16 protein-coding genes and 1 tRNA gene are annotated in these 22,760 nt (G+C 54.3%); 15 read left to right on the top strand and 2 right to left on the bottom strand.

Annotation, left to right across the window (positions count from 1 at the left end; all coding sequences use genetic code 11):
* Positions 1-132 precede the first annotated feature (132 nt).
* From CVV30_12055 to CVV30_12045, 3 genes are all read left to right on the top strand, one after another.
* Complete coding sequence (locus tag CVV30_12055) at positions 133-4,086, top strand: hypothetical protein (GenBank protein ID PKL68069.1); 3,954 nt, start codon at positions 133-135, stop codon at positions 4,084-4,086.
* Positions 4,083-4,271, top strand: coding sequence for a hypothetical protein (locus CVV30_12050; protein ID PKL68068.1), 189 nt, complete (start codon positions 4,083-4,085; stop codon positions 4,269-4,271). Before CVV30_12055 ends, CVV30_12050 begins: the two co-directional genes overlap by 4 nt.
* A 131-nt stretch (positions 4,272-4,402) precedes the next feature.
* Positions 4,403-5,443: a hypothetical protein gene (locus CVV30_12045; GenBank protein PKL68067.1), complete on the top strand. Its 1,041-nt coding sequence runs from the start codon at positions 4,403-4,405 to the stop codon at positions 5,441-5,443.
* 553 nt (positions 5,444-5,996) lie between these two features.
* Here CVV30_12045 and CVV30_12040 read toward each other — a convergent pair.
* Positions 5,997-6,070 (bottom strand) — tRNA-Lys (locus CVV30_12040).
* A 103-nt stretch (positions 6,071-6,173) separates the two neighbouring features.
* On the opposite strand from CVV30_12040, the gene CVV30_12035 reads away from it, so the two are divergent.
* The 12 genes from CVV30_12035 to CVV30_11980 all read left to right on the top strand — a co-directional run bounded on the left by CVV30_12035 (position 6,174) and on the right by CVV30_11980 (position 21,557).
* Positions 6,174-7,643, top strand: coding sequence for a potassium transporter TrkA (locus CVV30_12035; GenBank protein ID PKL68066.1), 1,470 nt, complete (start codon positions 6,174-6,176; stop codon positions 7,641-7,643).
* A complete protein-coding gene (locus CVV30_12030; protein ID PKL68065.1) occupies positions 7,633-8,253 on the top strand; it encodes a hypothetical protein in 621 nt (206 codons plus the stop codon). Before CVV30_12035 ends, CVV30_12030 begins: the two co-directional genes overlap by 11 nt.
* The gene (locus CVV30_12025; protein PKL68064.1) at positions 8,250-9,902 is read left to right on the top strand and encodes a radical SAM protein; all 1,653 of its coding nucleotides are present in this window, start codon (positions 8,250-8,252) and stop codon (positions 9,900-9,902) included. Before CVV30_12030 ends, CVV30_12025 begins: the two co-directional genes overlap by 4 nt.
* 176 nt (positions 9,903-10,078) lie before the next feature.
* Positions 10,079-11,131 (top strand): ABC transporter substrate-binding protein, encoded by a 1,053-nt coding sequence (locus CVV30_12020; protein ID PKL68063.1) that lies wholly within the window; start codon positions 10,079-10,081, stop codon positions 11,129-11,131.
* Positions 11,132-11,136: 5 nt separating this feature from the next.
* Positions 11,137-12,771 (top strand): hypothetical protein, encoded by a 1,635-nt coding sequence (locus tag CVV30_12015; GenBank protein ID PKL68062.1) that lies wholly within the window; start codon positions 11,137-11,139, stop codon positions 12,769-12,771.
* Positions 12,768-13,412 carry an ABC transporter gene (locus CVV30_12010; GenBank protein ID PKL68061.1) on the top strand — a complete coding sequence of 215 codons (645 nt, stop codon included), beginning with the start codon at positions 12,768-12,770 and terminating at the stop codon, positions 13,410-13,412. The genes CVV30_12015 and CVV30_12010 overlap by 4 nt, the downstream gene beginning before the upstream one ends.
* Positions 13,413-13,421: 9 nt before the next feature.
* A complete protein-coding gene (locus tag CVV30_12005; protein PKL68060.1) occupies positions 13,422-14,441 on the top strand; it encodes a hypothetical protein in 1,020 nt (339 codons plus the stop codon).
* A 187-nt stretch (positions 14,442-14,628) separates the two neighbouring features.
* Positions 14,629-16,440, top strand: coding sequence for a hypothetical protein (locus CVV30_12000; GenBank protein PKL68059.1), 1,812 nt, complete (start codon positions 14,629-14,631; stop codon positions 16,438-16,440).
* A gap of 46 nt (positions 16,441-16,486) precedes the next feature.
* Positions 16,487-17,581 (top strand): hypothetical protein, encoded by a 1,095-nt coding sequence (locus tag CVV30_11995; protein ID PKL68058.1) that lies wholly within the window; start codon positions 16,487-16,489, stop codon positions 17,579-17,581.
* A gap of 110 nt (positions 17,582-17,691) precedes the next feature.
* The gene (locus CVV30_11990; protein ID PKL68057.1) at positions 17,692-19,500 is read left to right on the top strand and encodes a hypothetical protein; all 1,809 of its coding nucleotides are present in this window, start codon (positions 17,692-17,694) and stop codon (positions 19,498-19,500) included.
* Between the two features lie 17 nt (positions 19,501-19,517).
* The gene (locus CVV30_11985) at positions 19,518-20,618 is read left to right on the top strand and encodes a hypothetical protein (GenBank protein PKL68056.1); all 1,101 of its coding nucleotides are present in this window, start codon (positions 19,518-19,520) and stop codon (positions 20,616-20,618) included.
* A gap of 12 nt (positions 20,619-20,630) precedes the next feature.
* Positions 20,631-21,557, top strand: coding sequence for a hypothetical protein (locus CVV30_11980; GenBank protein PKL68055.1), 927 nt, complete (start codon positions 20,631-20,633; stop codon positions 21,555-21,557).
* 40 nt (positions 21,558-21,597) lie between these two features.
* On the opposite strand, the gene CVV30_11975 is transcribed toward CVV30_11980, so the two are convergent.
* The gene (locus tag CVV30_11975) at positions 21,598-22,731 is read right to left on the bottom strand and encodes a peptidase M50 (GenBank protein PKL68054.1); all 1,134 of its coding nucleotides are present in this window, start codon (positions 22,729-22,731) and stop codon (positions 21,598-21,600) included.
* Positions 22,732-22,760 lie beyond the last annotated feature (29 nt).

Genomic DNA, 22,760 nt, shown 5'->3' with positions numbered 1-22,760 from the left:
CTGACCTCCGGACTTTTTTTGTTCTTTCTCCTTCCGGGAAAATCCGTTTTTATTCAACAATTTTATATTTAATTCCGCAATTTTATATAGAATAACCAGCGCATGAGGATACTATAGTTCTGGATACGACCGATGTTTTCTGTACTCTATGTGGATGATGAGCGCGATCTCCTCGAAATGGGCAAGCTCTTTTTAGAACAATCGCCGGAATTCCACGTCGAGATCGCTTTATCGGCCAAAGATGCACTTGCATTGCCGGCGATCCAGTCCTTTGATGCCATCGTTTCGGATTACCAGATGCCGGATATGGACGGGATCGAATTCTTAAAGGCTGTTCGCGGGCAGTTCGGCGATGTCCCGTTCATCCTCTTTACCGGCCGAGGGCGGGAGGATGTGGTTATCGATGCGATCAATAACGGGGCTGATTTCTATCTCCAGAAGGGCGGGGATGTCAGGTCGCAGTTTGCCGAACTGTCGCACAAGATCCGGCAGGCAATAGCACGGCGGCGAGCGGAGCACTCCCTGGTCGAGTCGGAAAAGCGCCTTGCCGATATCATCGATTTCCTGCCCGATGCCACGTTTGCGATCGACCGCGAGGGGATTATCATCGCGTGGAACCGCGCCATCGAGGAGATGACCGGTTACTCTGCTGCTGCGATGCTTGGGAAAGGCGACCACGAGTATGCAATCCCGTTTTACGGTAAGCGGCGACCGATTCTTATCGATCTGGTATTAGCGCCGGACAATGAGGTTGCACTGTTTTATACCCATATCCAGCGCCAGGGGGTATACCTGACCGCGGAAACCGATCTCCCTCACCCGAAGGGGAGTTCGATCACGGCCCTTGCCAAGGCAAGCCCGCTCTACAACCGCGAAGGGCAGATCACCGGGGCCATTGAAGCGATCCGCGATATCACCGAGCGGAAGAAAGCAGAAGATGAGCTTCGGGCCGCGTACGAGCAGATCAGCGCAAGTGAAGAGGAGCTGCGGGAACAGTACGAGGAACTGGCAGAGACCGGGAAGAAAATCCATGAGAGCGAGAAGAAGTACCGCGACCTGTTTGAAAATTCCGTGATCGGGATCTTCCGGACCACTTTTAAAGGCAAATTCTCTGCCATCAATGCCACGTTCGCCAGGATCGCCGGTTATGACTCGCCGCAGGAGATGATAGATGCCGTCAACGATATCCGGTCCCAACTCTATGTCGACCCGGAAGACCGCACGCGCTTTAACGATCTGCTGAAATCCGAAGGGCTGGTTAAGGATTTTGAGGCCCGGTTCTACCACCGTGACGGGCATATGATCTGGGTCAAGATCAATGCCATTGCGGTCTGCGATCCGCAGGGAACAGTCCTGTATTATGAAGGCACGATTGAGGATATCGAGGACCAGAAGAAAGCCGAAGCTGCCCTCAAAAAGGAAAAGACATTCTCGGACGCCGTGGTTGACAGCGTTCCCGGGCTGCTCTATCTCTATGAGAGTGAGGGCCGGCTCATACGGTGGAACAAAAGCCACGAGACGATCACCGGCTATACGGCTGAAGAACTCGCCGGTATGCATATCTTTGACTGGTTCAAGGGAGATGACCCGGCAATTGCCGCTGTTACTGCCGCGGTAGAACGGGCACTCAGGGAAGGGTATGCCAGCGTGGAAGCAGACCTTCAGGTAAAGAGCGTGAAGAAGATCCCTTTTTTCTTAACCGCACAGCGGCTGGAGATTGATAATAAGATCTATTTCACGGGTGTCGGGATCGATATCACGGACCGGAAGATGGCACGGGACGAACTCCGTGCTGCCTATGAGAAAGTGACCGCGACTGAAGAGGAGCTGCGGGAACAGTTCGAACAGCTTGCTGACAACCAGGAGGCGCTCAAAGGTTCTGAAGAAAAATTCCGGGACCTTGTCGAGACTTCGCCGGATCTTATCTGGGAGATGAATACACAGGGGGTATTTACCTATATAAGCCCGCGAATTACCGCGCTGATGGGATACCCTCCTTCGGAAATTGTTGGTAAAACCCTCTCATCCCTTGTCCCGGATTACGCATTACCGGAGTTCGAGGAGATCTTTTCTACCAGTGTCCGGATTAAAAAACCCCCGAAGGGATTTGATATACCCATCCGGTGCAATGACGGGCATCTCATTATCATGGAAGTCCGTGCAGTCGCGTTGCTGGACCGCGATAACCAGTTTAAAGGATTCAGGGGGATTGCCCGGGATGTCACGGAGAAGAAAAAATCCGCAGACGAACTCCGTGCTGCCTACGAGCAGGTGACCGCGACTGAAGAGGAGCTGAGGTCACAGTACGGAGAGCTTGCCCGCAGGGAACAGCGGATACGGGAGAGCGAGGAGAAGTACCGAACTCTCTTCAACAATACAAATGATGAGATCTATGTCCATGAGATATCCCCCGATGGTATGCCCGGCAAATTCCTTGAAGTGAATGACAGCATGTGCGACAAGCTGGGATATACCCGCGAAGATCTGCTCACGATGACGGTCCGGGATATCGTTTCGGATGCGCACCGGGACAAGATGGATGGAATCGGGCAGAAATTATCGGAAACCGGGAAATACACATTTTATGCAGAACACAAGAGAAAAGACGGATCTCTCTTTCCGGTTGAGGTCAGCATTCATGCGATTACATTTTTTGGAAAAGAGATCGTACTTGCCGCGGCCCGGGATATCACGGCAATACGCGAAAGCGAGGAGCAGCTCCGGAACGTTTTCGATCATTCCCCGTTCGGCATGCATTTCTATGAGCTGAAAAATGACGGCTCGCTCATCTTTACCGGGGCAAATCCTGCCGCAGATACGATCCTGGGTGTAAAGCATAGTGGATTTATCGGTAAGCCCATTGAAACCGCATTCCCCGGGCTCGTCAAGACGGAGATTCCCGACCAGTACCGGCGGGTTGCAGCGGATGGTATTCCGTGGCATACCGATCAGGAAATCTACCATGAGGGAAAGATCAACGGGGCCTTTTCTGTCAGCGCATTCCGGACCGTGCCCGGTGCCATGGTGGCAACGTTTTTCGATATCACGGAGCGTAAACGAGCAGAAGAAGCCCTCCGCGAGAGTGAGGAACGGTACCGCACCGTTGTGGAGAATATCGAGGATGCGTTCATGCGGTCCGATGCCGAAGGTCTGATTGTCATGGCCAGTCCATCCGCGGCAAGTATGCTGGGGTATGACTCGGTGGAAGAGATGATCGGTAAACCTATGGCCGGTTTTTACCTGCACCCGGAGGTCCGCCAGTCCCTGATCGAAAAAATCACCCGGGATGGGAATATTGTTGATCAGACAATTGAATTACAGCGAAAGGATGGCTCCACGTTCTGGGGTTCCGTAAATGCCCACTTCCTGCATAATGAGAACGGGGAGGTGAACGGGACTGAAGGGTTTATCCATGATATCACGGAGTACCGCGCCATGGAACAGGCGTTCCGCGAGGCCAGCCACAAACTCAATCTCTTAAACAGCATGACGCGGCACGATGTGGTGAACCAGCTTACGATCCTGCAGGGATATGCCCAGATCGCTGCCCTGAAGAAAGGCGACCCGGTCATCACCGATTATCTCGGCAAGATCATTACTGCGGCAGATACTATCGCCCGCCAGATCGAGTTCACCCGGATGTACCAGGAACTGGGTGCAAAAGCACCGGCCTGGCTTTCGATCGAGGAAATTATCGGACGGGTAGAAAGCCGGGTCCCGGTAACGTTCTCCGGCACCTGCAGGGGCATCGGGATCTTTGCCGATCCGATGCTGGAACGGGTCTTTTTTAACCTTTTTGATAATGCGTTCCGTCACGGTGTCCGGGTGACTGAGATTACTGTCCTCTGCGAGCGCGAACCCGACAGCCTGCTGGTGATTGTGGAAGATAATGGTACGGGAATCCCGGTTGAGGAGAAGGAGAGGATCTTCGAGCGGGGAATGGGAAAGAATACCGGCCTGGGATTGTTTTTGGCACGGGAGATCCTTGCTATCACCGGTATTACCATTCGGGAGACCGGCATTTTCGGTAGGGGGGCACGGTTCGAGATATTCGTGCCTGAAGGGAAGTTCCGGTATACCGGGTGATTTACAGAATTCCTGATGTTTTTGGTCCTGTTTTTTCCTTCTGGATCCAAGGAATTTTGCGGTATTACAGGTTCTTTGATCGTCAGGACCGTAAATATCCGGGGGATTTCATGCTGTGGTCATCTGATTTCCCGCAAACCCTGTTCATCGCCCAAGCTTTTAAGGAACATAAATTTTGCCGGTGAAGGGTGAATGGCAATGAGACCCCGTAACGAGCCTGCAATCTGATAACCCCTGTAGTACGAACGCAACCGTACCTGCACAAAAAAAAGATCGCCACACCAAATTAATAGAAATTTTTTTATAAAACCTAGTGATGAAAAGAAAAGGTGTGCGTATCAACACACGCGAAGAGGGGATCAGTGAAGTCATAGACGAGATACTGATCATTGCGCTTTGCATTGGTTGTGCAGTAGTCATCCTGATTGTTGCATACGGGGGGCTCCCTTTAACCCAGAAGACCGCTTATGTCGTCTCGCAGTCCGATGTAAAAAGCGTTGCCGGACAAAAAGTGATCACCCTTTTTAATCGCGGGGGGGATCCGGTATCTTTCAGCGACACGCCACTTGCCAACTATAAGGCAACTGTGTACGTGGATACCCCCGCCGGATCGTTTGCTGCCGTTCCTGCGCCGGGAACGAATGTATTCACACCGGGAGACCTGGTGTATCTCTATTACACGGGTTCCGGTTTTATTCTGGCCAACGATCTGGCCGGGGCCTCCATCGTAACACTTCCCGCGGGTCAGATATCAGTCAGGTTGGTTGATGCGACCTCCGGTGTCCTCATCAGCCAGGAGATTGTGATAAAAGAGACCGTTACAGCAACTGCCAATATATACGTTAACGTGACGGCCACGGTGAATGTGACCAACACAACAGCAACTCCAACAGCTACGTCCTCTCCTATTGTTACCGCAACGGTAAATGTGACTGCCGTCCCGACTGCAAACGTGACCGCAACAGCAACTTCGACAGCTACGTCTTCTCCTACTGTTACCGCAACGGTAAATGTGACTGCCGTCCCGACTGCAAACGTGACCGTAACAGCAACTACATCCGTGACACCGACTGCAACAGCGACAACTTCGACACGAACTATCACCGTGAGATGGTCGCCAACGGGATCAGGCTATGGTTCCCTGTCCCCTCCGGTCAAGCTGACGAATGGGCAGGAAATATCTGTTCCCCGGGGAAGCAGCAAGACTATTTACTTTGTTCCGAATGCCGCTGTGGCAGTCCTGACCATCAAGCTGGATGGAACAATAGTGTATACCGGTTCATCGAAGGGAATTACGATCTCATATACTGTAACAAACGTTGTGGAGGATCGCCAGCTAACCGCAACGTTCGGATGATTACCCCTCTTTTTTGTTTCATAGCCAGGTCTGCTCCGGAAAGATCCCGGATCCGGTAACGCCCGGACGTCGCAGGATGGGGGTCGGACCACATTTTTTCGATCAGTAGAAAACCGGGAGCCCTCTGGCATCTCCACCGTATTTTCTCATTATTTCTGCGGTTTCTGACCAGTGTCCGGACGAAATGTCCCTCACTGACCCCCCTCACCATCCTTTGTTTTCCGGGCAAAAGAGGGTGCATTTTACCTCGTAATATCTAGAAAACTATGGCAAGGTGCGTGAGGGGGGGTCAGTGAGGGACACTTTGCGATCTACGGTGATCGGATGCCGTCCCATGACTCCCGCAAATTGGGGGCACTGTTCTGCGAACCGACCATGATGGTTGATGCGATGCTTCCGGTGATCCGAAAGATGGGTCTGCCGGAGGATAACATCCGGTCCGAGTCCTTCCCGGGATACTAAACTAAAAACAAAACGTACCCGGGCCTACCGGTAATCCGGTATTTACGGCCGGAAATACAACAGGTCCCCTGTCAAAAAAACAATGAGAAAACGGGCCTGAAGGGATTTGAACCCTTGACCTGCGGATTAAGAGTCCGCCGCTATGCCGAACTAAGCTACAGACCCAAGCCTGTTAGACCTAATAATGTGGTCGATAATGCCGAATAAAGGTTTTGTATACCCACGCAAAGAATTCCTTAATACCCTAGAATAGTACATCTTCTGTTACATGCCCGAACCAGCCCCGTTTGAACAGCCGGGACCAACAAAATATTGTATTTTCGGCTGTGGCACGAACGGTTACAATATCATAGTGGAACTCGTAAAAGAGCAGGAGCGCGTGATGGTCGTCGACAAGGACGAGTCCCGGGTGCGCCATCTCCGCGACCAGAACTTCGATGCCTACCAGCGCGATATCACTTCGTCCGATATGCTGGTGGGCCTTCCCCCGTTTGAGATCGCGTTCGTGATGACCGGCGACGGGGATGCCAATCTCGCTGCCGTCCTGGCGATCAAGAAGCGGTATCCCGCCGTGCAGGTCGTTGCCCGATCGGTCGACCCGGTCAATGGCCAGAAGCTCACCGAGGCCGGTGCCGAGTTCGTCCTGTACCCGCAGGAAGTAGTCGCCCGCTCGGCGATTCTCCAGATAAAAAAACAACACTCCAGCCGGATCTCCCAGCGGCTTTTTACCCTGCTTTCCGGTTGGGAGGGCACCTTAGGGATCATCACCCACAAGAATCCCGACCCTGATGCGATCTCTTCGGCACTGGCACTTGCTGAAATTGCCAAACGGGCCAACCCGAAAAGCCTCACCACCCGGATCTTCTACGAAGGCAACATCGGCCACCAGGAGAACCGCACGTTTGTCAACCTGCTCGACATCAAGATGGAGCACCTGACCGCAGAAGCCATGCAGCAGTGCAACTTCCTCGCACTCGTTGACTGTTCGGGCCCGGGCGCCAACAACGATATTCCCCCCCAGACGAACATCAACATCGTCATCGACCACCACAAGGATGGCAAGCATATCGCAACCCAGAGCACGTTTGTCGATATCCGGCCCGGGGTCGGTGCCACTGCCAGCATCATGACCCAGTACCTGCAGGAGCTGGACGTGCCGGTGGACAAACGCGTGGCAACCGCCCTGCTCTATGGTATCCGCACGGACACCAAGGAGTTCAAGCGCAACGTCACTCCGCAGGATCTCAACTATGCCGGTTTTTTACTGCCGCTCACGGATGCAGACCTGCTTGACAAGATTATGTCGCCTTCCATGTCGCAGGAAACGCTTGACGTGATCGGAAAGGCGATCCAGGAACGAAAGATCCAGAGCGGGTACCTCTTCTCCAATGTCGGTTTTGTGATGAACCGGGATGCCCTCCCGCAGGCTGCTGATATCCTCATCACGCTCGAAGGAGTGAACACGGCACTGGTCTATGGTATCACCGACAACGCGATTGTAATCTCCGCCCGCAACCGTGACATCCGGCTGCACGTCGGCAATGCCCTGTCTGAGGCGTTCGGGGAGATGGGCGATGCCGGCGGTCACCCGAACATGGCAGCAGCAGCCCTTCCGCTCCACTTCTTTAACCAGGTCGAGAACAAGGAAGAACTCCTGAAACTCGTGATCGAACCGATTCTTGAGAAGTTCAAGAACCTTGTCGGGCTGGAGAACGAGGATAAGAAAAATGCAGTTTAAGGACTGGGAACCGCACTACTGCGAGATCCTGGAATACTTCGGGTTCGATCGTGCAGGCGACGAAGAAGCAGCCCGGCTGCTCGCATCGCTCCTGCCCCGCGATAACCTGCTCTCGCTTGCTTCACTGGCCTATGACAAACCGGTGACGGTCTGCGGCAATGCCCCCTGCCTGAAAGACGAGCTGGACAAGATCCAGGGCGTGGTCTTTGCTGCTGATGCGGCTGCCGATGTGCTCGATGCCCATGACATCCGTCCGGATGCCGTCTTCACGGATCTCGACGGTGCGAGCGACCGGCTCCTTGCATTGAATGAAGAGGGGACAATCGTGGTCGTGCATGCGCATGGCGATAATATCGCCCTGCTGAAGCACTGGGTGCCCCGGTTTAAAGGCCCGCTGGTCGGAACAACGCAGAGCATCCCGCTCCCCCACGTCCACAACTTCGGGGGTTTTTCCGATGGCGACCGGGCTGTTTTTGCCGCTGACGAACTCGGCGCTGAAAAGGTCACGCTCATCGGCTTCGATCTCGATGATCAGGATGTTGAACCGGTGAAACGCGGGAAACTTTTCTGGGCCAGAAAACTTCTCGCCCTGCTCGGTCACAACGTATGAGTCCCGTGGCAGTCATCCTTGACGGGTACGTGGATGAACCGGCGTGTCTTGGCGTTCCCCCCTATGTCTCGCCGTACATCCGGACAGTGGCCGGGGCATTGATCGCCCACGGTTACGTGGTACTGTATCTCACCATCGACCAGCTCCGCCTCGACCCCCTGCGGACCGCTGAATTGAACCGGGCAGACCTGCTTGTCGTGATTGCCGGTGTTACGGTGCCCGGTAAATATCTGGGCGGCACACCCGCCACCTTAACCGAGATCCAGCAGGTCGGCCACATGGTACGCGGCCCGAAGAAACTGATCGGCGGGCCGATTGGTTTTGGTTATGCCGCGGAGGGGGGGCAGAAAGCGATCCGGCAGGTGATCAGCGGGTTCGATGCCCTGCTCACCGGTGAACCGGCCATTGCGCTGGACAATTTTCTTGGCGGGAACGAACCGGCCGGGGTGCTCGACTATACCCGCACGGACCCGTGGAGCATATCGGGCAGTACGATCATTACCCAGCATCCCGATTACCCGTATGTTATGTGCGAACTGGAGACCGCCCGAGGCTGCTCGCACGGGGCGACCGGGGGCTGCTCGTTCTGCACCGAGCCATTCTATGGCCAGCCGAAGTACCGCAGCATCGCGGGAATTGCAGCAGAAGTTGCCGCACTCCATTCCCATGGTGCCCGGCACTTCCGGGTCGGACGGCAGCCGGATATTCTTGCCTATGGTGCGGGAGCCGGCGAGTATCCCGCCCCCCGGCCGGAACTGCTCGACCAGCTCTTCTCATCGATCCGCACCGCTGCTCCTGAATTAAAAACACTCCACATCGACAATACGAACCCGGCCACCATTGCCCGGCACGAGGAGGCGGGCCGTGAGGCGCTCCGGGCGATCGTCCGCCATCACACGTCCGGGGATGTGGCTGCGTTTGGCATGGAGACTGCCGATCCGGCAGTGATTGCGGCAAACAATCTCAAGGCGCAGGCCGATGAAGTGTTCCGGGCGATTGAGATCGTGAATGAAGAGGGGGGCATGCGAAGGGACAATGTGCCCGAGCTCCTGCCGGGAATCAACTGTGTCTGCGGGCTTGCGGGCGAGACAGAGAATACCTACGCGTTAAACGAACAGTTCCTTGTCCGGGTGAGGGATGCCGGCCTGTCTGTCCGGAGGGTTAATATCCGGCAGGTGATGCCCTTTGAAGGCACGCCCGTGTACACGAACAATACGCTCGGCAAATACGAGCAGCGGTTCCGGGCATTCAAGGAATTTGTCCGGAACAAGATTGACCTCCCGATGCTCCAGCGGGTGTTCCCTATTGGTACCGTGCTCCGCGATGTCCGGATCGAAGTTGTCGGTGATCTCTCGTTCGGGCGTCAGCTGGGGTCCTACCCGATCCTTGTCGGTGTCCCGCTCAAACTGCCCCGGAATACCGTTACCGATATGGTGGTCGTGGACTGGGGCATGCGTTCAATCACCGCATTGCCCGTGCCTGTGGAGATCAACTTACTTCCTGCTTCTGCGATGAAGTGGCTGCCGGGTATCGGGAAGAAGAAGGTGGCGGCGGTTATTGCTAAGCGGCCGTTTACCGGGATTGAGGCGTACCGGAAGGTAGCGGGGAATTCAGCGATCGATTCAGCGATTGCTTTCAACCCGCAATGAGGCACCCTGTAGGTGGGCACAACGCCCCCTGTTCTTTCCATAATTCCTGCCGGTGTATCCGGTACGGGCTGGCAACGGGTTGCTGTTCAGAAGCAGATGAACAAAAACAAAGTAAAATAAGATGATTTTTAAAAGTGGATGATGAGATTTCACTATCTTCCTGTTGGGGTACATGAATGAATAAAACCCGATCGTTTCAGATACTTGCCGTCATTGTCGTGCTTGCAGTGATTCTTGTTGCAGCACTGGTCCTTTTTCAAAACGATCAGAAAACCGGCCCGAAAAAGACCGTCGTCGTCTATACCTCTGTTGATCAGGTCTACTCCGAACCGGTTTTCCGCGATTTTGAAAACCAGACTGGTATCACCGTCCTTCCTGTGTATGATGTGGAAGCCACCAAGACAACCGGGCTTGTCAACCGCCTGATCGCCGAGCGGAACCGGCCGCAGGCCGATGTCTTCTGGAGCGGGGAGTTCGGCCAGACCCTTCTCTTGAAAAATGAGAGTATTCTTGCTGCGTATTCCTCCCCTTCAGCCGCAGACCTCCCCCGGCAGTTCAGGGATCCAGAGGATTACTGGACCGGTTTTGGCGGCAGGGCACGGGTCTTCATCGTCAATACGGACAAACTCACCCCGGATCAGTACCCTCACTCCGTAAATGACATGCTTGATTCCCGGTACCCGGGCAACACGGTCGGGATCGCTTACCCGATGTTCGGGACTGCCGCCACCCATGCAGCAGCTCTCTACAGTTACCTTGGAACAAAAAAAGCCCGGGACTTCTTTACTACGATGAGCCAGCGGCAGGTCCGGGTCGTTGACGGCAACTCGGTTGTCCGCGATCTCGTGGCCGATGGCCAGCTCGCCTTTGGCCTGACCGATACCGATGATGCGTGTGGTGCGGTAGAAAGGGGGAAACCTGTTGTGATCATTGTCCCCGACCAGCAACCCGGGGAGATGGGAACCCTGGTGATTCCCAACACCATTGCCATGATTGCGGGATCTCCGCACCCGTCAGAGGCAAAAACCTTCATTGATTACGTGCTGGACCGGAAGACCGAGGACTCGCTGGTCTCCTCCGGGTGGATCCAGATCCCGAGCCGCGATGTCCCGACAAAGACTGCCTGCATGAACACCACCGGGATAAAAGTAATGGATATATCGTACCAGGATGTCTACACCGGCATACCGGCAACCCAGAAAGACCTCATTGAGATTTTCATCCGATAACCTGTATGGCAACCCCCCGCCTTTTTTTCCAGAAAATCAGAGGACTGCTGACACCACAACAGTGCATGTATGCACTCGTGCTGGGCATGTTTTTCCTGCTGATCACCTGCCCATTAATCGGGCTGGGGGTTGATCTCTTATATGCCGCCCTGAAAGGAAATCTCGATCTCTCCACCCCCTTTCTCCTCTCGCCCCGGAGGTCGGGGCTCCTTGTTGCAAGCATCGGTCTTGCCGCAGCAGTGGCATTCTCCGGAATCGTGACCGGAGTACTTCTCGTCTCTCTTCTCTGGCGGGCTTCCCGTAAGATCCTTGTTGTTGTGCTCCTTGCAATGCTGGCCCTTGCCGCAATTCCCCCCTATATCCACGCCCTCACCTGGTCTTCCCTTCTCGGGTACGTGACCGGGTTTATGCCCGGTGTGCCGGTTACCGGCTGGGGCATCAGCTACTGGGTGGAGTTCATGGCGCTGCTCCCGTTAGCCACGCTCCTTTCCTGGATTGCATTTGCATCGGTTGACTTCCACCTGGTCGAGGCCGGACGGGTCTTCCGGTCGGATATGGATGCCTTTTTTAAGATCCTGCTGCCACTATCGGCACCGGCGCTGGGTGCAGCGTTTGGGTTTCTGTTTTTGATCTGCTGTTCTGACTATTCGGTTCCCTCTCTTTTCGGGGCCGATGTCTATGCCCTGGATATCTTTGCCCAGTTCAGTGCCACCGGGAGTTCAGCCCTGGCATCTCTCTATGCCCTGCCCCTCATGGTCGTCACGATTATCGTTATGATTGCCTGCCGCTCGGGAATCCGCACCCTTGCCCAGACCCCGGACTGGTTGTCGGCCCGGTTCGGTACTGCCCCCCGCTTCCCCCGGTTCTTTGTCGGGTTGCAGGCCATTGCCTGCGGGATCATCGGCCTCCAGATCCTAGTCCTCTTCTCCGGTCTCATCCTCACGACCGGCACCCTGTCAACCTTTACCCGCTCTGTTGCCATGGCGCAGGGGGAATTGACCTACAGCCTGCTGATCGCAGCCGGTGTCATTCTCATCTCCTTACCCCTGGCACTGGCTGCTGCCTATGAGCTGAGACAACCGGGTCTCCGCGGGGCCGTGGCATGGATCCTTGTTCTTCTCCCTCTTGCAATACCTGCCTCCTTGACCGGTATCGGCATGATCCTGTTCTGGAATACACCCGGCCTCTCGATGCTGTACCCGGGTCTGCTCATGCCCGTCCTCGTATCGGTTGCACGGTTCGCCCCCTTTGCAGCCATCATCCTCTTTGTCCAGCTGCGGTTCATCGATCCGATCCTCTTTGACGCTGCCGCAGTTTTTTCCCGGAGCCGTCTTGAGACATGGCTGCAGATCCGTCTCCCCCTCTATGCCCCCGGGCTTCTTGTTGCCGCGGGAATCCTTGCGGCGCTGACGCTGGCAGAGCTGGGGGCAACGCTGGTCGTAGCCCCGCCCGGTCATGGCACGCTCACGATGCGGATCTACAATTATCTCCATTACGGGGCGGCCGGGGAAGTGGCAGGCTTATGCCTCCTGATTACGATACTTACCCTGATGGCAGGTGCGTGCACGATTGCTGCCCTTTACTGGTTGTACCGCGGACCGGGCAGAGCCCCTGAAACAGATGGGAGGAAAAGAGAATGATCGTCCTTGAAGATGTCTCCAAAACATTCGGGAATCACACTGCTGTAGACCATGTTTCCTTAGAAATTCCGGACCATGCACATATTGCCATTCTCGGGCCCTCGGGCAGCGGCAAGACAACTCTCCTGCGTCTGATTGCGGGCCTGGAGATGCCGGATGAAGGTACGATCTCCATGAATGGCAGGATGGTCAGCAGCCCGGACATGTTTGTTCCCCCTTCGGAGCGCAGGATTGGTTTTGTCTTCCAGTCTGCTGCCCTCTGGCCGCATATGACCGTTGCGAAAAATATTCTCTTTGCCCTCGATGGATTGCCGGAAGAAGAGCAAAAGCAGCAGCTCGATACCCTCCTTGTCCGGATGGGAATTTCTAACCTGCGGGACAGGTACCCGGATCAAATCTCCGGTGGGGAAGCCCGGCGGGTAGCCCTTGCACGGGCCCTTGCACCCCGGCCGGAAACGCTGTTGTTCGATGAACCCTTAACCAACCTGGACCGCCCGCTGCGGGATGATCTTCTCAACCTTATCGCAGAATCGGTCCGTGCTGACGGTTCCAGCATGCTCTACGTGACTCATGATGAATACGAGGCAACAACGGTTGCCGATACCATCATCCGGTTCGACAGGGGCCTGGTCCTCCGGTGAACAGATACCATGCCCGAGAAAAAATACCGGAACCTGATCGTGAATGCGGGCCACCTGCTCGCCGGGATCCTGATCATTGTTGTGGTTGTCCTCATCCTCCAGGCAGCCCTGGGATACGTGCAGGTCAAGAGCACTCCCCCCGGCTGGGAGATCATCCGCCCCCCAGCGGAAGTCTCCACCCTCCTCATCGATAACGATACGCTTTGGACCGGCGGGAAAGACGGAATTATTCTCATTAGCCGCACGAATAACTCCCGTCTCCCCCTTCCTGACGGAGCCCCGCCCACGAGCTATGTCCGGCAGATCTTCCGGGATCATACCGGCAGTATCTGGATCGGCCATGACGGGGGGCTGGTGAAATTCACCCATGCATCGTGGGAGATCATTGCCCCGGGCCCCGGGATTCCCTTTACAAAAGTGTTGAGTCTTGCTGAACGTAAGGACGGGACCATGGTTGTCGGTACAGAGACCGATGTTTTTGTAAACAATGGCAGCGGGTGGGTAAGCCTTCGACCCGGGGGCATGCCTGCGATCGCTTCTGCTGACGTACTCCTCGCCCCCAGATCCGGTGATCTCTGGGTCGGCTGCGGTGCCGTGATGCATGGAGCACTCTACCGGCTGAACGGGACTTCGTGGCACCAGTATACTGTCAGTGACGGTCTCCCTCACCCGGCGGTACGGGCGCTGACCGAAGTACGTGATGGTTCCATCTGGGCTGCCACCGGCTATTCCCGGAACGGCGGTGCAGCCCGCTATTCTGACGGGGTCTGGATGAACCTGACCCGGGCAGATGGGCTTGCCGGCGAGTCCACCCGCTCGGTCTTTGAGGATACCCATGGGCGGATCTGGTTCGGGTCCGAGTATGACGGGATTGCTGTGCATGATACTGGTACCTGGAAGATCCTGACAGAGAAGGAAGGGCTCGCGGGCTATGAGGTCAAGACGATGACAGAGGACCCGGATGGGGTCTACTGGCTGGGCACCAATGGCGGGCTGACGCGGATATCATCGGATGTTGTGATGGGGTAACGTGTATTACCGCGGCAGGTACTACTCAACAGAAAAGATAAAATCCCGTTGTTTTTTAACTATTCGGATACTGTCAATTCAGGGGCAATACAACATTTTTTTAACTGATAGTGAGATAAAACCCTATCCTGAAAAAGGAGCAAATAAGACGAGAATATATCCAAAAGATACCATCCCGTGTCAGATAATGAGGAAAATTCCATGGATTTTAACGAAGCAGAACAGAAACGGATACAATTCTCCGCCCGGTTGGTTCGCAAAAGCCTTAACCAGCCTGCAGGTGACCGATGCCCGGGGAACGATCTGGCAGCCCAATCCTTCCGGGGAAGGCTGGATATTCTGGACCGGGTCTGCGTGGCAGCCGGGAACGCCCCCGGGGATATCCGGGTCGGGTATGGCAGCCGGAGCAGGTGCTCCCCAGAAATCAGCAAAGGATTTCAACGAGTTCAAGTCCTCGCTGATGTCCGTTGACGAATTCAAAAAAATTTCAAAGGATGTCCCGCTCGCAAAACGGCCGCAGAAATGGTGGGATCTCCTCTCCATCCTTGGCGGAGTTGTAGCTGCTGTCATCTGGTTCTTATATGGGGGAATCCGGAGCAGCAGGGAAGGACTCGACCTTATAACCCCTCTCCTGATGATCGCGATTCCAATAATCCTGGTATGGTTCCGGGCGGATATCGATCAGATCCTCTTGCCCCTCCAGCCCCACCGGAAAAAAATTTCCAAGATTATTTTAATCGGGCTGGGTATCGCCACCCCGTTTCTTACCGCGTGGATACTCTATAACATCATCCATATCAGCCAGTATCCCCTGATGCAGGCAAACATGGTTGTCGGGACCTTTGCGGCCTATATCATAACCCGGGACCCGCAATTGGGAAGTGTCCTATCCAAAAAAGGACCCCTTGCGGGAACCGCCATGATCATCTTTGTTATCATGCTTTGCTCGTGCGTCATTGCTCCGGTTATGGCAGATGACTGCGCCCGGGACCCGCTCAATGCCCAGGACTGCCTGAGGACGAACGGGTATGCCGAGGTGATGGCAGGCTTTATCACTACCATTCTTGCCACGCTCATAAACGGGCCGATCATTCTCCAGGGATTGCTCCAGGGTGCAGCGGGAGCAGCGGGAACAGCGGGAGTCCAGCCACCGGCACCCCCGGAAGGACCGTATGTGGGAGACGAACGGGAGTTTATTGACCACCGGGGCCAGCGCCGCACAGCCACTCTTGGGGCTGACGGGAACTGGGTATCGGAAGAAGGTACCCTGGTGAACATGGAAGGCCTGGACAAGGCCCGGGAGCAGTACCAGGCAAACCAGGCATGGATGACAGAACAGCGGGCAAAGGAAGCGGCTGATACCCTTGAAAAGATGGATGCCTATGCTAAGGAAATGGCGGCTCTGAAAAATTATAAATCGCCGGAGACTCTCAAATTCAAAAAAGAGTATAGGAAAATCCTGGAAAGCATGCATAAAACAGACCAGTTTCGCGCCGAGATGCTCCACAGCCATGCGGGCGATATGAACACACTGACTTCGGGTGCTGAATGGATTAAGTATGGTAGTGATAAAACCATTGATTTTCTCGGCCAAATCACCGGTCCTGCCGGCAAATCTATCGCCAAGGCCTATAAAGTCGGAACAAATCTTGGCGAAGGTCTGGGGGAAGGCATGGCGGAAGGTGGAAATTATACCTCACACCTGGCAAAAGGGATTGGAAATACCGCTGTTGATCTTATCGGTGACAAAATTGTGGATAAGGGATTTGGAAAACTGGGTGAGAAACTTGGTACCAGTGGAAATGCCGGGAAGTTCATTAACTGGCTCAACAACGACATAAAAGTTAATCCGGATCCCCTGGCACTCAAGAATTTAATCGGTGGGAACAAGGGAGAGATTGCTGCACGGGGGATAGGGAACGCAGCAAAAGGCTGGCTGAAAGGATGGGGGCCGGGTTATGGCACCGACGCACTCAAAGACACCTTTATCGGCAAATGATGGATTTCGCAAATATCGAATGGATTAGAGAAAGGATGGAGAAATCATGAGTGACAAAACCACGTTTACAATTGAAGAAGACCTGTTTGAAGCGATAGGATCGATCTTACCGGGAGAGAAAAGTCCGCTTTCCCTTTTCAGGAGTAAAGGGCTGCCGGTAACCGGAGACATGATTGCACGGATACACTCCGCCGGGATTACCGATGCATCAGGAAAGATTAAACCGGAATACCAGCATGCACTGGATACGCTGGCGCACACCCGCAGCTTTGCAAGGCTGAAATTCAGTGCCGGGGAGAATATTTTTGAATTTATCGTGTTTTTCCCGACTGACCGGTCAAATCCTGTCTCTCTGGTCCATAATGGCAGCCAGTATGTTGTGCACGACCCCATGGAAGTTACTGCGGCATTCACTCTCGTAGATCAGAATATCGGTCACAGCATCCTTTCCAGTACAACCTTTAACGGGGAATTTACCCAGTCAGAAGCTCTTGCACTCTTTGCTCTCATGGACCTTGAACGGCGTACTCTTCTCCATGGACTTGCCGACGGTTTGGATCCCCAAAATGCCGGGTTCGATCTTCCCGCCATAACAGAACAGGTAAACAACCCGAAAAAGAATTTCCAGTCGCTCGAATTTGTCCTTCAGTCCCGGATCATTCTTGAATCTATACCCACGCCTGAACAAATCGAGGGCGGGCTTAAGACCCTGGCCGGGAAAGGAATGGTTCTTTGCAAGGGTACCCGGTATTCGCTCAGCGCTGCCCTTTACGCGATAACCAGCAGGTTCCTGATTATGGACAGTTTCGTTGTTTTAGAAACGGGAAAACTCGATCCGAAGAACACAATGTGGGGCGGGACGTTCTTGTCGCTGCAGGCTGGTGTGAATGATGTGCTTTATCTCGAAGGACATGCAGAAGAAATCACTGTCAAATGCATTACTCCTGCTGAACTGCTGGACCTTGTGGGAAAAATCCTGTCGGATCATGAGGTAATAAGTATACCGGTAGAAGCCCAATCAGCTCCCGCTGCCCATCAACCCGCCGTGGCGACTGATAAAAACAAGTTCTGCCCTTCGTGCGGTACAGCCATCCATCAAGGGAAGATGTTCTGCCCCCAGTGTGGGGCCAAGATCCCCTGAAATCATTTTTATAACCTCTTTTTTTATCTCTCCGGATTTTCAATATACTGAAATATTAGTGAATACCACAGTGAAACAACCTGATTTAACTTTGTTGCCAGGAACAAAGGATGGTGTTCGCAAAAGCCTTAACCAGCCTGCAGGTGACCGATGCCCGGGGAACGATCTGGCAGCCCAATCCTTCCGGGGAAGGCTGGATATTCTGGACCGGGTCGGCGTGGCAGCCGGGAACGCCCCCGGGGATATCCGGGCCGGGTACGGCAGCCGGAGCAGGAGCCCCCCAGAAATCAGCAAAGGATTTCAACGAGTTCACGTCCTCGCTGATGTCCGTTGACGAATTCAAAAAAATTTCAAAGGATGTCCCGCTCGCAAAGCGGCCGCAGAAATGGTGGGATCTCCTATCCATCCTCGGCGGGGTTGTTGCAGCCATCCTCTGGTTCATCTACGGGGGAATACGGAGCGGTCGGGAAGGATTCGATCTCATCACCCCTCTCCTGATGATCGCAATTCCGGTGGTACTGGTATGGTTTCGGGCAGATATCGATAAGATACTCCTGCCTCTCCAGCCGCACCGGAAAAAAATTTCCCGGGTTCTTTTGATAGGGCTGGGTATTGCAGCCCCGTTCCTGACGGCATGGATACTCTACAACATCTTCCAGATCAGCCAGTATCCCCTGATGCAGGCAAATATGGTAGTAGGAACCCTGGTGGCCTACGCCGTCACGCGGGACCCGCAGATCGCACAGGGCAAACAATCTTTCCCACGCACAGGTTCCGGAGCTGCCATGATCATCTTCTCGGCTATGCTGGTTTCCCTGCTCGTTATACCGGTTATGGCCGATGACTGTTCAAGCGATCCGCTAAATGCCCAGGACTGTCTCCGGACTGACGGGTATGCTGAAGTCATGGCCGGGCTGGTAGCAACAATTCTTGCATCGTTTGTCAATGGCCCCATCATCCTGCAGACTCTGTTACAGGGTGGAGCTGCTGGCGGAGCCGGGGTCCAGCCACCATCCCCTCCCGGGCCTTTGACACCCCCGGGTCCAATCGTACCACCCCCGATTACACCCACGGCACCCCCTGAAACTCCTCCGGAACCCCCCGCGGGACCCTACAAGACAACCCCTGAGGAGCAAAAACAGCTGGATGAGGTTTTGGCCGCCATGAAGAAGCAGAAAGAGGACATGGCTGCGGCAGCAGCAGCCGCAAAAGCAAAAGCGGCAGAAGCAGCGGCAAAGGCCAAGGCGGCAGCGGAGGCGGCAAAAGCAGGACCTCCCATCGACCCACAAACCGGAAAACGGATCCTCACTCCTGCGCAGGAGGCAAGGAAAGCGGAGATCCTTGCAGAGATGGCAAAAAATTCGGCCGAAGCGGAAAAGTGGGGCAACTATGCCAATAAACTGGATTATGCGGTGAAAGGACTCACGGCTGTGGAAAAGGCCGCAGATATCGCGATCGACATAGGCGCCACCCTCTCGCCCGGCGCAGGAAGCAGGATCAAGAATATCTATGCTGCGACAAAGACGATCGGCAAAAATATGAGCCAGAGTTACGCGGATGGCAAAGGACTCGGGGAGGGGTTCAAAACAGGCGTTGTCGAAGCGGCCACTGACAAGGCGCTGGATTTGTTTGCCGGCAAGGTAACCGACAAATTCAATGGTAAAATACCGGGATTCGGGAAATATGATACCCACATGACCGATTACGGGAAGGACATGTCCCTCTCTCAGGTGAAGGACAAGCTGAGTAAGGATATGCTCAAAGAGAGTGGCGATATTGTGCAGGATCTCCGTAATATCATTCAGCACAGCGATGCCCAAAAAGCGGTGAGCAACTCGCTCAAGAATGCAATGCAGGGACAGGTACAGGGCACCACACTCTGGGATCCGTTCAAGAAATTCTTTGGTATCTCGAAGTAATCAGGAGAGAAAAAATTATGACAGGCCAGATTCAGTTTACGATAAAACCCGAACTTCTCGGGACCTTAGGAACTCTTGCCGGGAGCCCGGTAAGCAGCATATCGCCGTTTAATTACGGGAAAGGGACCCCTCCCGGACCGGAGGGAATTGCCCAGCTTGCCAGTTTGGGGATTTGTGATCCACAGGGAAAACTTCTCGCAGATAAACAGGCGGCGGTCTCAACCCTTGCGCAGACAGATGCATTTACCCGGATATACTTAACGACCCCTCAGGGAGTCACGGAATATATCGCCTACTTTGCACCGGACAAGACGATCGCCGGTGTCATCAATGATGGCGGAATGCAGATCATCACGTATCCGGCACCGAATGATGTCATGCTGGAGCGTATCCGGCAGACCATTGGTTTCTCTGTTTACCGGAACGGGTCGTTTGAGGCCCACCTGACCCGTGCAGAGACGCTGGTGCTTTCGGCTATGATCGATCTCCAGCGAAAAGAGATGCTCCGGAAATTTTCGGATGGCACGCCGGCTGCCCGCTTGGTCCACACTCCCAAGACAATCGCTGCGATGCTGGAGGTACCCCCGGGTAATTTCCAGTGGTTCTCGAGTGCCTTTATTGATCTCTTCTCCCGGGACCATATCCCAAAAACCGATGGCATCGGGAGCGTTCTTACCGCTCTTGCAGCAAAAGGACTTGCAATATCCGATAACAACGGGTATACCCTTTCAGATGATGGCATCCTGCTCTCGCGGGGTCACCTCCTGCCTACCATGTACCTGACGATGACCTCAGGGAAAGCAACCCCGTTAGGAACAACAAACGCAGCCGGATTTTCGTGTATCATCAGCGGGATTCATGATCTCCTGTATATCGACTATAACGGGGATGATGTTGAACTTCGCTCGGTGGCATCCTCAGAGATCCACGACTATGTTTCGGTATTTCTGAACGATACTGCTGTCATCGCCAAACTGGACTCGCTCTCCCAAAAAGCACCGGTACCTTCCCCGGAATCCCCGGCAAAGACCCAGAAGTTCTGCCCCCAGTGTGGAACGGAAATCCAGCCCGGAAAGAAATTCTGTCCCCAGTGTGGAGCAAAAATTGAAATGAACTAATGTGTGATTATCATGGTAACTGAATCCCCCTCTAATAATGAACAAATCTGTCCGAAATGCAAAAGTCCGGTTGCTTCCGGTATGAAGTTCTGTGAAACGTGCGGCGCGAAGATTGAACCCCTCCTGGTATGTGCACAGTGTGGCGCCCCGCTTCTGCCGAATGTGAAGTTCTGCGAATCCTGTGGAAAACCCGTTGCAGCCCCTGTGGCACCTCCGGTTTCTGCAGCACCCCCCACCCCGGCTCCGGTAAAGGTACCCCCGGAAGTAAAACCTCCGGCTCCTGCACCTGCTCCCACAGAGGTGAAGAAACCGGCACCAGAACCAGAGCCGAAAGCCGCAGCCAAAGAAAAAGTTCCCGATAAAAAAGCACCGGAGAACCGAAAGGAACCGGTAACCCGGGCCCCCGGCAAAGCGGTGCCTGCATCCAGCACCCAGACCCTGATGATCGCTGGTGTCGTAGGACTTGTTATTGTTGCAGCCCTTGCATATTTTGTGCTCCTGCCCATGCTCTCCGGATCAGGAACCCCCGGCTCCGGGAATAGTGCCACCCTGTTTGGGGCAACCCCGGTCCCGTCCGCAGCTTCGACTGTCGCTCCTGCACAGAGTTCCGCATCCACATCGTATGTTCTGGAATCCACCCAGGTTCCCCCCGCAGCCCTTCTCGTTTATTACGAGGTTGAACGCGATCCGATCACCGGTCTCGTAACGGTTACGTTCAGGGGAGGTGCAGGCCAGTATGGTGTCTCTGATGTCTCCATCCGACTCACCCGGTCCGATGGCCAGGTGCTGACCCAGTCTTTCAAACCCCAGCAGATTGGCAGTTTTATCACCCTGAAAGGGACACTGATGACTGACCATATTGAAGTGACAGCAAATTACTATAACGGGGAGAAATACCGGATCATCGATCAACTGTTTGAATACAAGAAAAAATTCTGATCACTTTTTTTTAAGAAAAAGAATTTCCGGAACAGATCCTTTAGATCTGCTTTAATTCCGTTACTTTCAGAATATCCGTCCGGGTTACAATCCCGAGGATCTTCCCATCTACCACTACCGGAATCCTCCCGATATTATTTGAAGACATGATCCTCAGTGCATCGATCACCGGTGCTTCCGGAGGGAGCATGATCAGGTCCCGGGTCATGATATCGCGTACCTGCATGGCATCGCGATCAATGGATGAAGTGCTGTTGACATCGGCAAGGGTGATCATACCGACCAGGGTATCCCGTTCTACTACCGGAAAACCGAGATGTTTGCTGGAATACATCATGCCAATGACCGTGCTTAAGGGCATGGTCGGTGGAACCGTAGTCACGGGTGTGCTCATCATATCCCCGATCGTCACATTCTGCAACAGGTGGCTGTACTTCACGGCCACGGACTCCGCGTTCGCACCGATGTAGATAAAAAGTGCAATCAGTATCAGGAAGGGCGAGAACGTGACGAGCCCGAAGATACCAAAGATAATCGCAAACCCCTTCCCGATATCAGCGGCAATTTTTGTGGCCCGGTGGAGTGGCATTCTCGTTGCCATCCATGCCCGGAGCACCCTGCCGCCATCCATGGGAAATGCCGGTATGAGGTTGAAAGCGCACAGGAGAATATTGAGCATGCCGAGATAGCCAAAGACAAAGATCCATACTCCCTGCTGGCCGGGGTTCGCGCTCACGAACGGTGCAGCGTAGACGAGCCCGCAGCAGAGGAACCCGACGAAAAGGCTCGCAATCGGTCCCACGAGCGCCATCGGGAGCTCAACCTTGGGATCCGGTGTTCCTTCCTCCATCTGTGCAATGCCGCCAAAGATCATGAGCGTGATATTGTTGATTGCGATCCCCTTGCGCAACGCGACCACAGAATGGGCAAGCTCATGCACGAGCACGCCGGCAAAAAGCCCGAGTGCGACAACGGTGCCCAGGATCCATGGCATCAATCCGCTGCTGATGACGGAGATGTCTATCGGTACTGAGAAGATGCCCTTAAGTAACTCGGTAGTGGGCAGGATCTCGCTGCCGATGATCCAGGCAAAGAGGGGAATGACTAACAGGAATGTGTAATGAATCAGGATTGGAATCCCAAATAAACGCCCGATCCGAAAAGATCCGTCCATATGAAAGGATTATCTTTTTAACTCTTAAG

It is taken from the genome of Methanomicrobiales archaeon HGW-Methanomicrobiales-1 (assembly GCA_002839675.1).
Taxonomy (GTDB): Archaea; Halobacteriota; Methanomicrobia; order Methanomicrobiales; family Methanospirillaceae; genus Methanoregula.
This window is presented reverse-complemented; position numbering and strand designations above follow the sequence as displayed.

Bases quoted from the DNA above. Each gene is read 5' to 3' on its own strand.
- CVV30_12055 (PKL68069.1), top strand. From the start codon at position 133: ATGTTTTCTGTACTCTATGTGGATGATGAGCGCGATCTCCTCGAAATG.
- CVV30_12045 (PKL68067.1), top strand. From the start codon at position 4,403: ATGAAAAGAAAAGGTGTGCGTATCAACACACGCGAAGAGGGGATCAGT.
- CVV30_12035 (PKL68066.1), top strand. From the start codon at position 6,174: ATGCCCGAACCAGCCCCGTTTGAACAGCCGGGACCAACAAAATATTGT.
- CVV30_12030 (PKL68065.1), top strand. From the start codon at position 7,633: ATGCAGTTTAAGGACTGGGAACCGCACTACTGCGAGATCCTGGAATAC.
- CVV30_12025 (PKL68064.1), top strand. From the start codon at position 8,250: ATGAGTCCCGTGGCAGTCATCCTTGACGGGTACGTGGATGAACCGGCG.
- CVV30_12020 (PKL68063.1), top strand. From the start codon at position 10,079: ATGAATAAAACCCGATCGTTTCAGATACTTGCCGTCATTGTCGTGCTT.
- CVV30_12015 (PKL68062.1), top strand. From the start codon at position 11,137: ATGGCAACCCCCCGCCTTTTTTTCCAGAAAATCAGAGGACTGCTGACA.
- CVV30_12010 (PKL68061.1), top strand. From the start codon at position 12,768: ATGATCGTCCTTGAAGATGTCTCCAAAACATTCGGGAATCACACTGCT.
- CVV30_12005 (PKL68060.1), top strand. From the start codon at position 13,422: ATGCCCGAGAAAAAATACCGGAACCTGATCGTGAATGCGGGCCACCTG.
- CVV30_12000 (PKL68059.1), top strand. From the start codon at position 14,629: ATGAGGAAAATTCCATGGATTTTAACGAAGCAGAACAGAAACGGATAC.
- CVV30_11995 (PKL68058.1), top strand. From the start codon at position 16,487: ATGAGTGACAAAACCACGTTTACAATTGAAGAAGACCTGTTTGAAGCG.
- CVV30_11990 (PKL68057.1), top strand. From the start codon at position 17,692: ATGGTGTTCGCAAAAGCCTTAACCAGCCTGCAGGTGACCGATGCCCGG.
- CVV30_11985 (PKL68056.1), top strand. From the start codon at position 19,518: ATGACAGGCCAGATTCAGTTTACGATAAAACCCGAACTTCTCGGGACC.
- CVV30_11980 (PKL68055.1), top strand. From the start codon at position 20,631: ATGGTAACTGAATCCCCCTCTAATAATGAACAAATCTGTCCGAAATGC.
- CVV30_11975 (PKL68054.1), bottom strand. From the start codon at position 22,731: ATGGACGGATCTTTTCGGATCGGGCGTTTATTTGGGATTCCAATCCTG.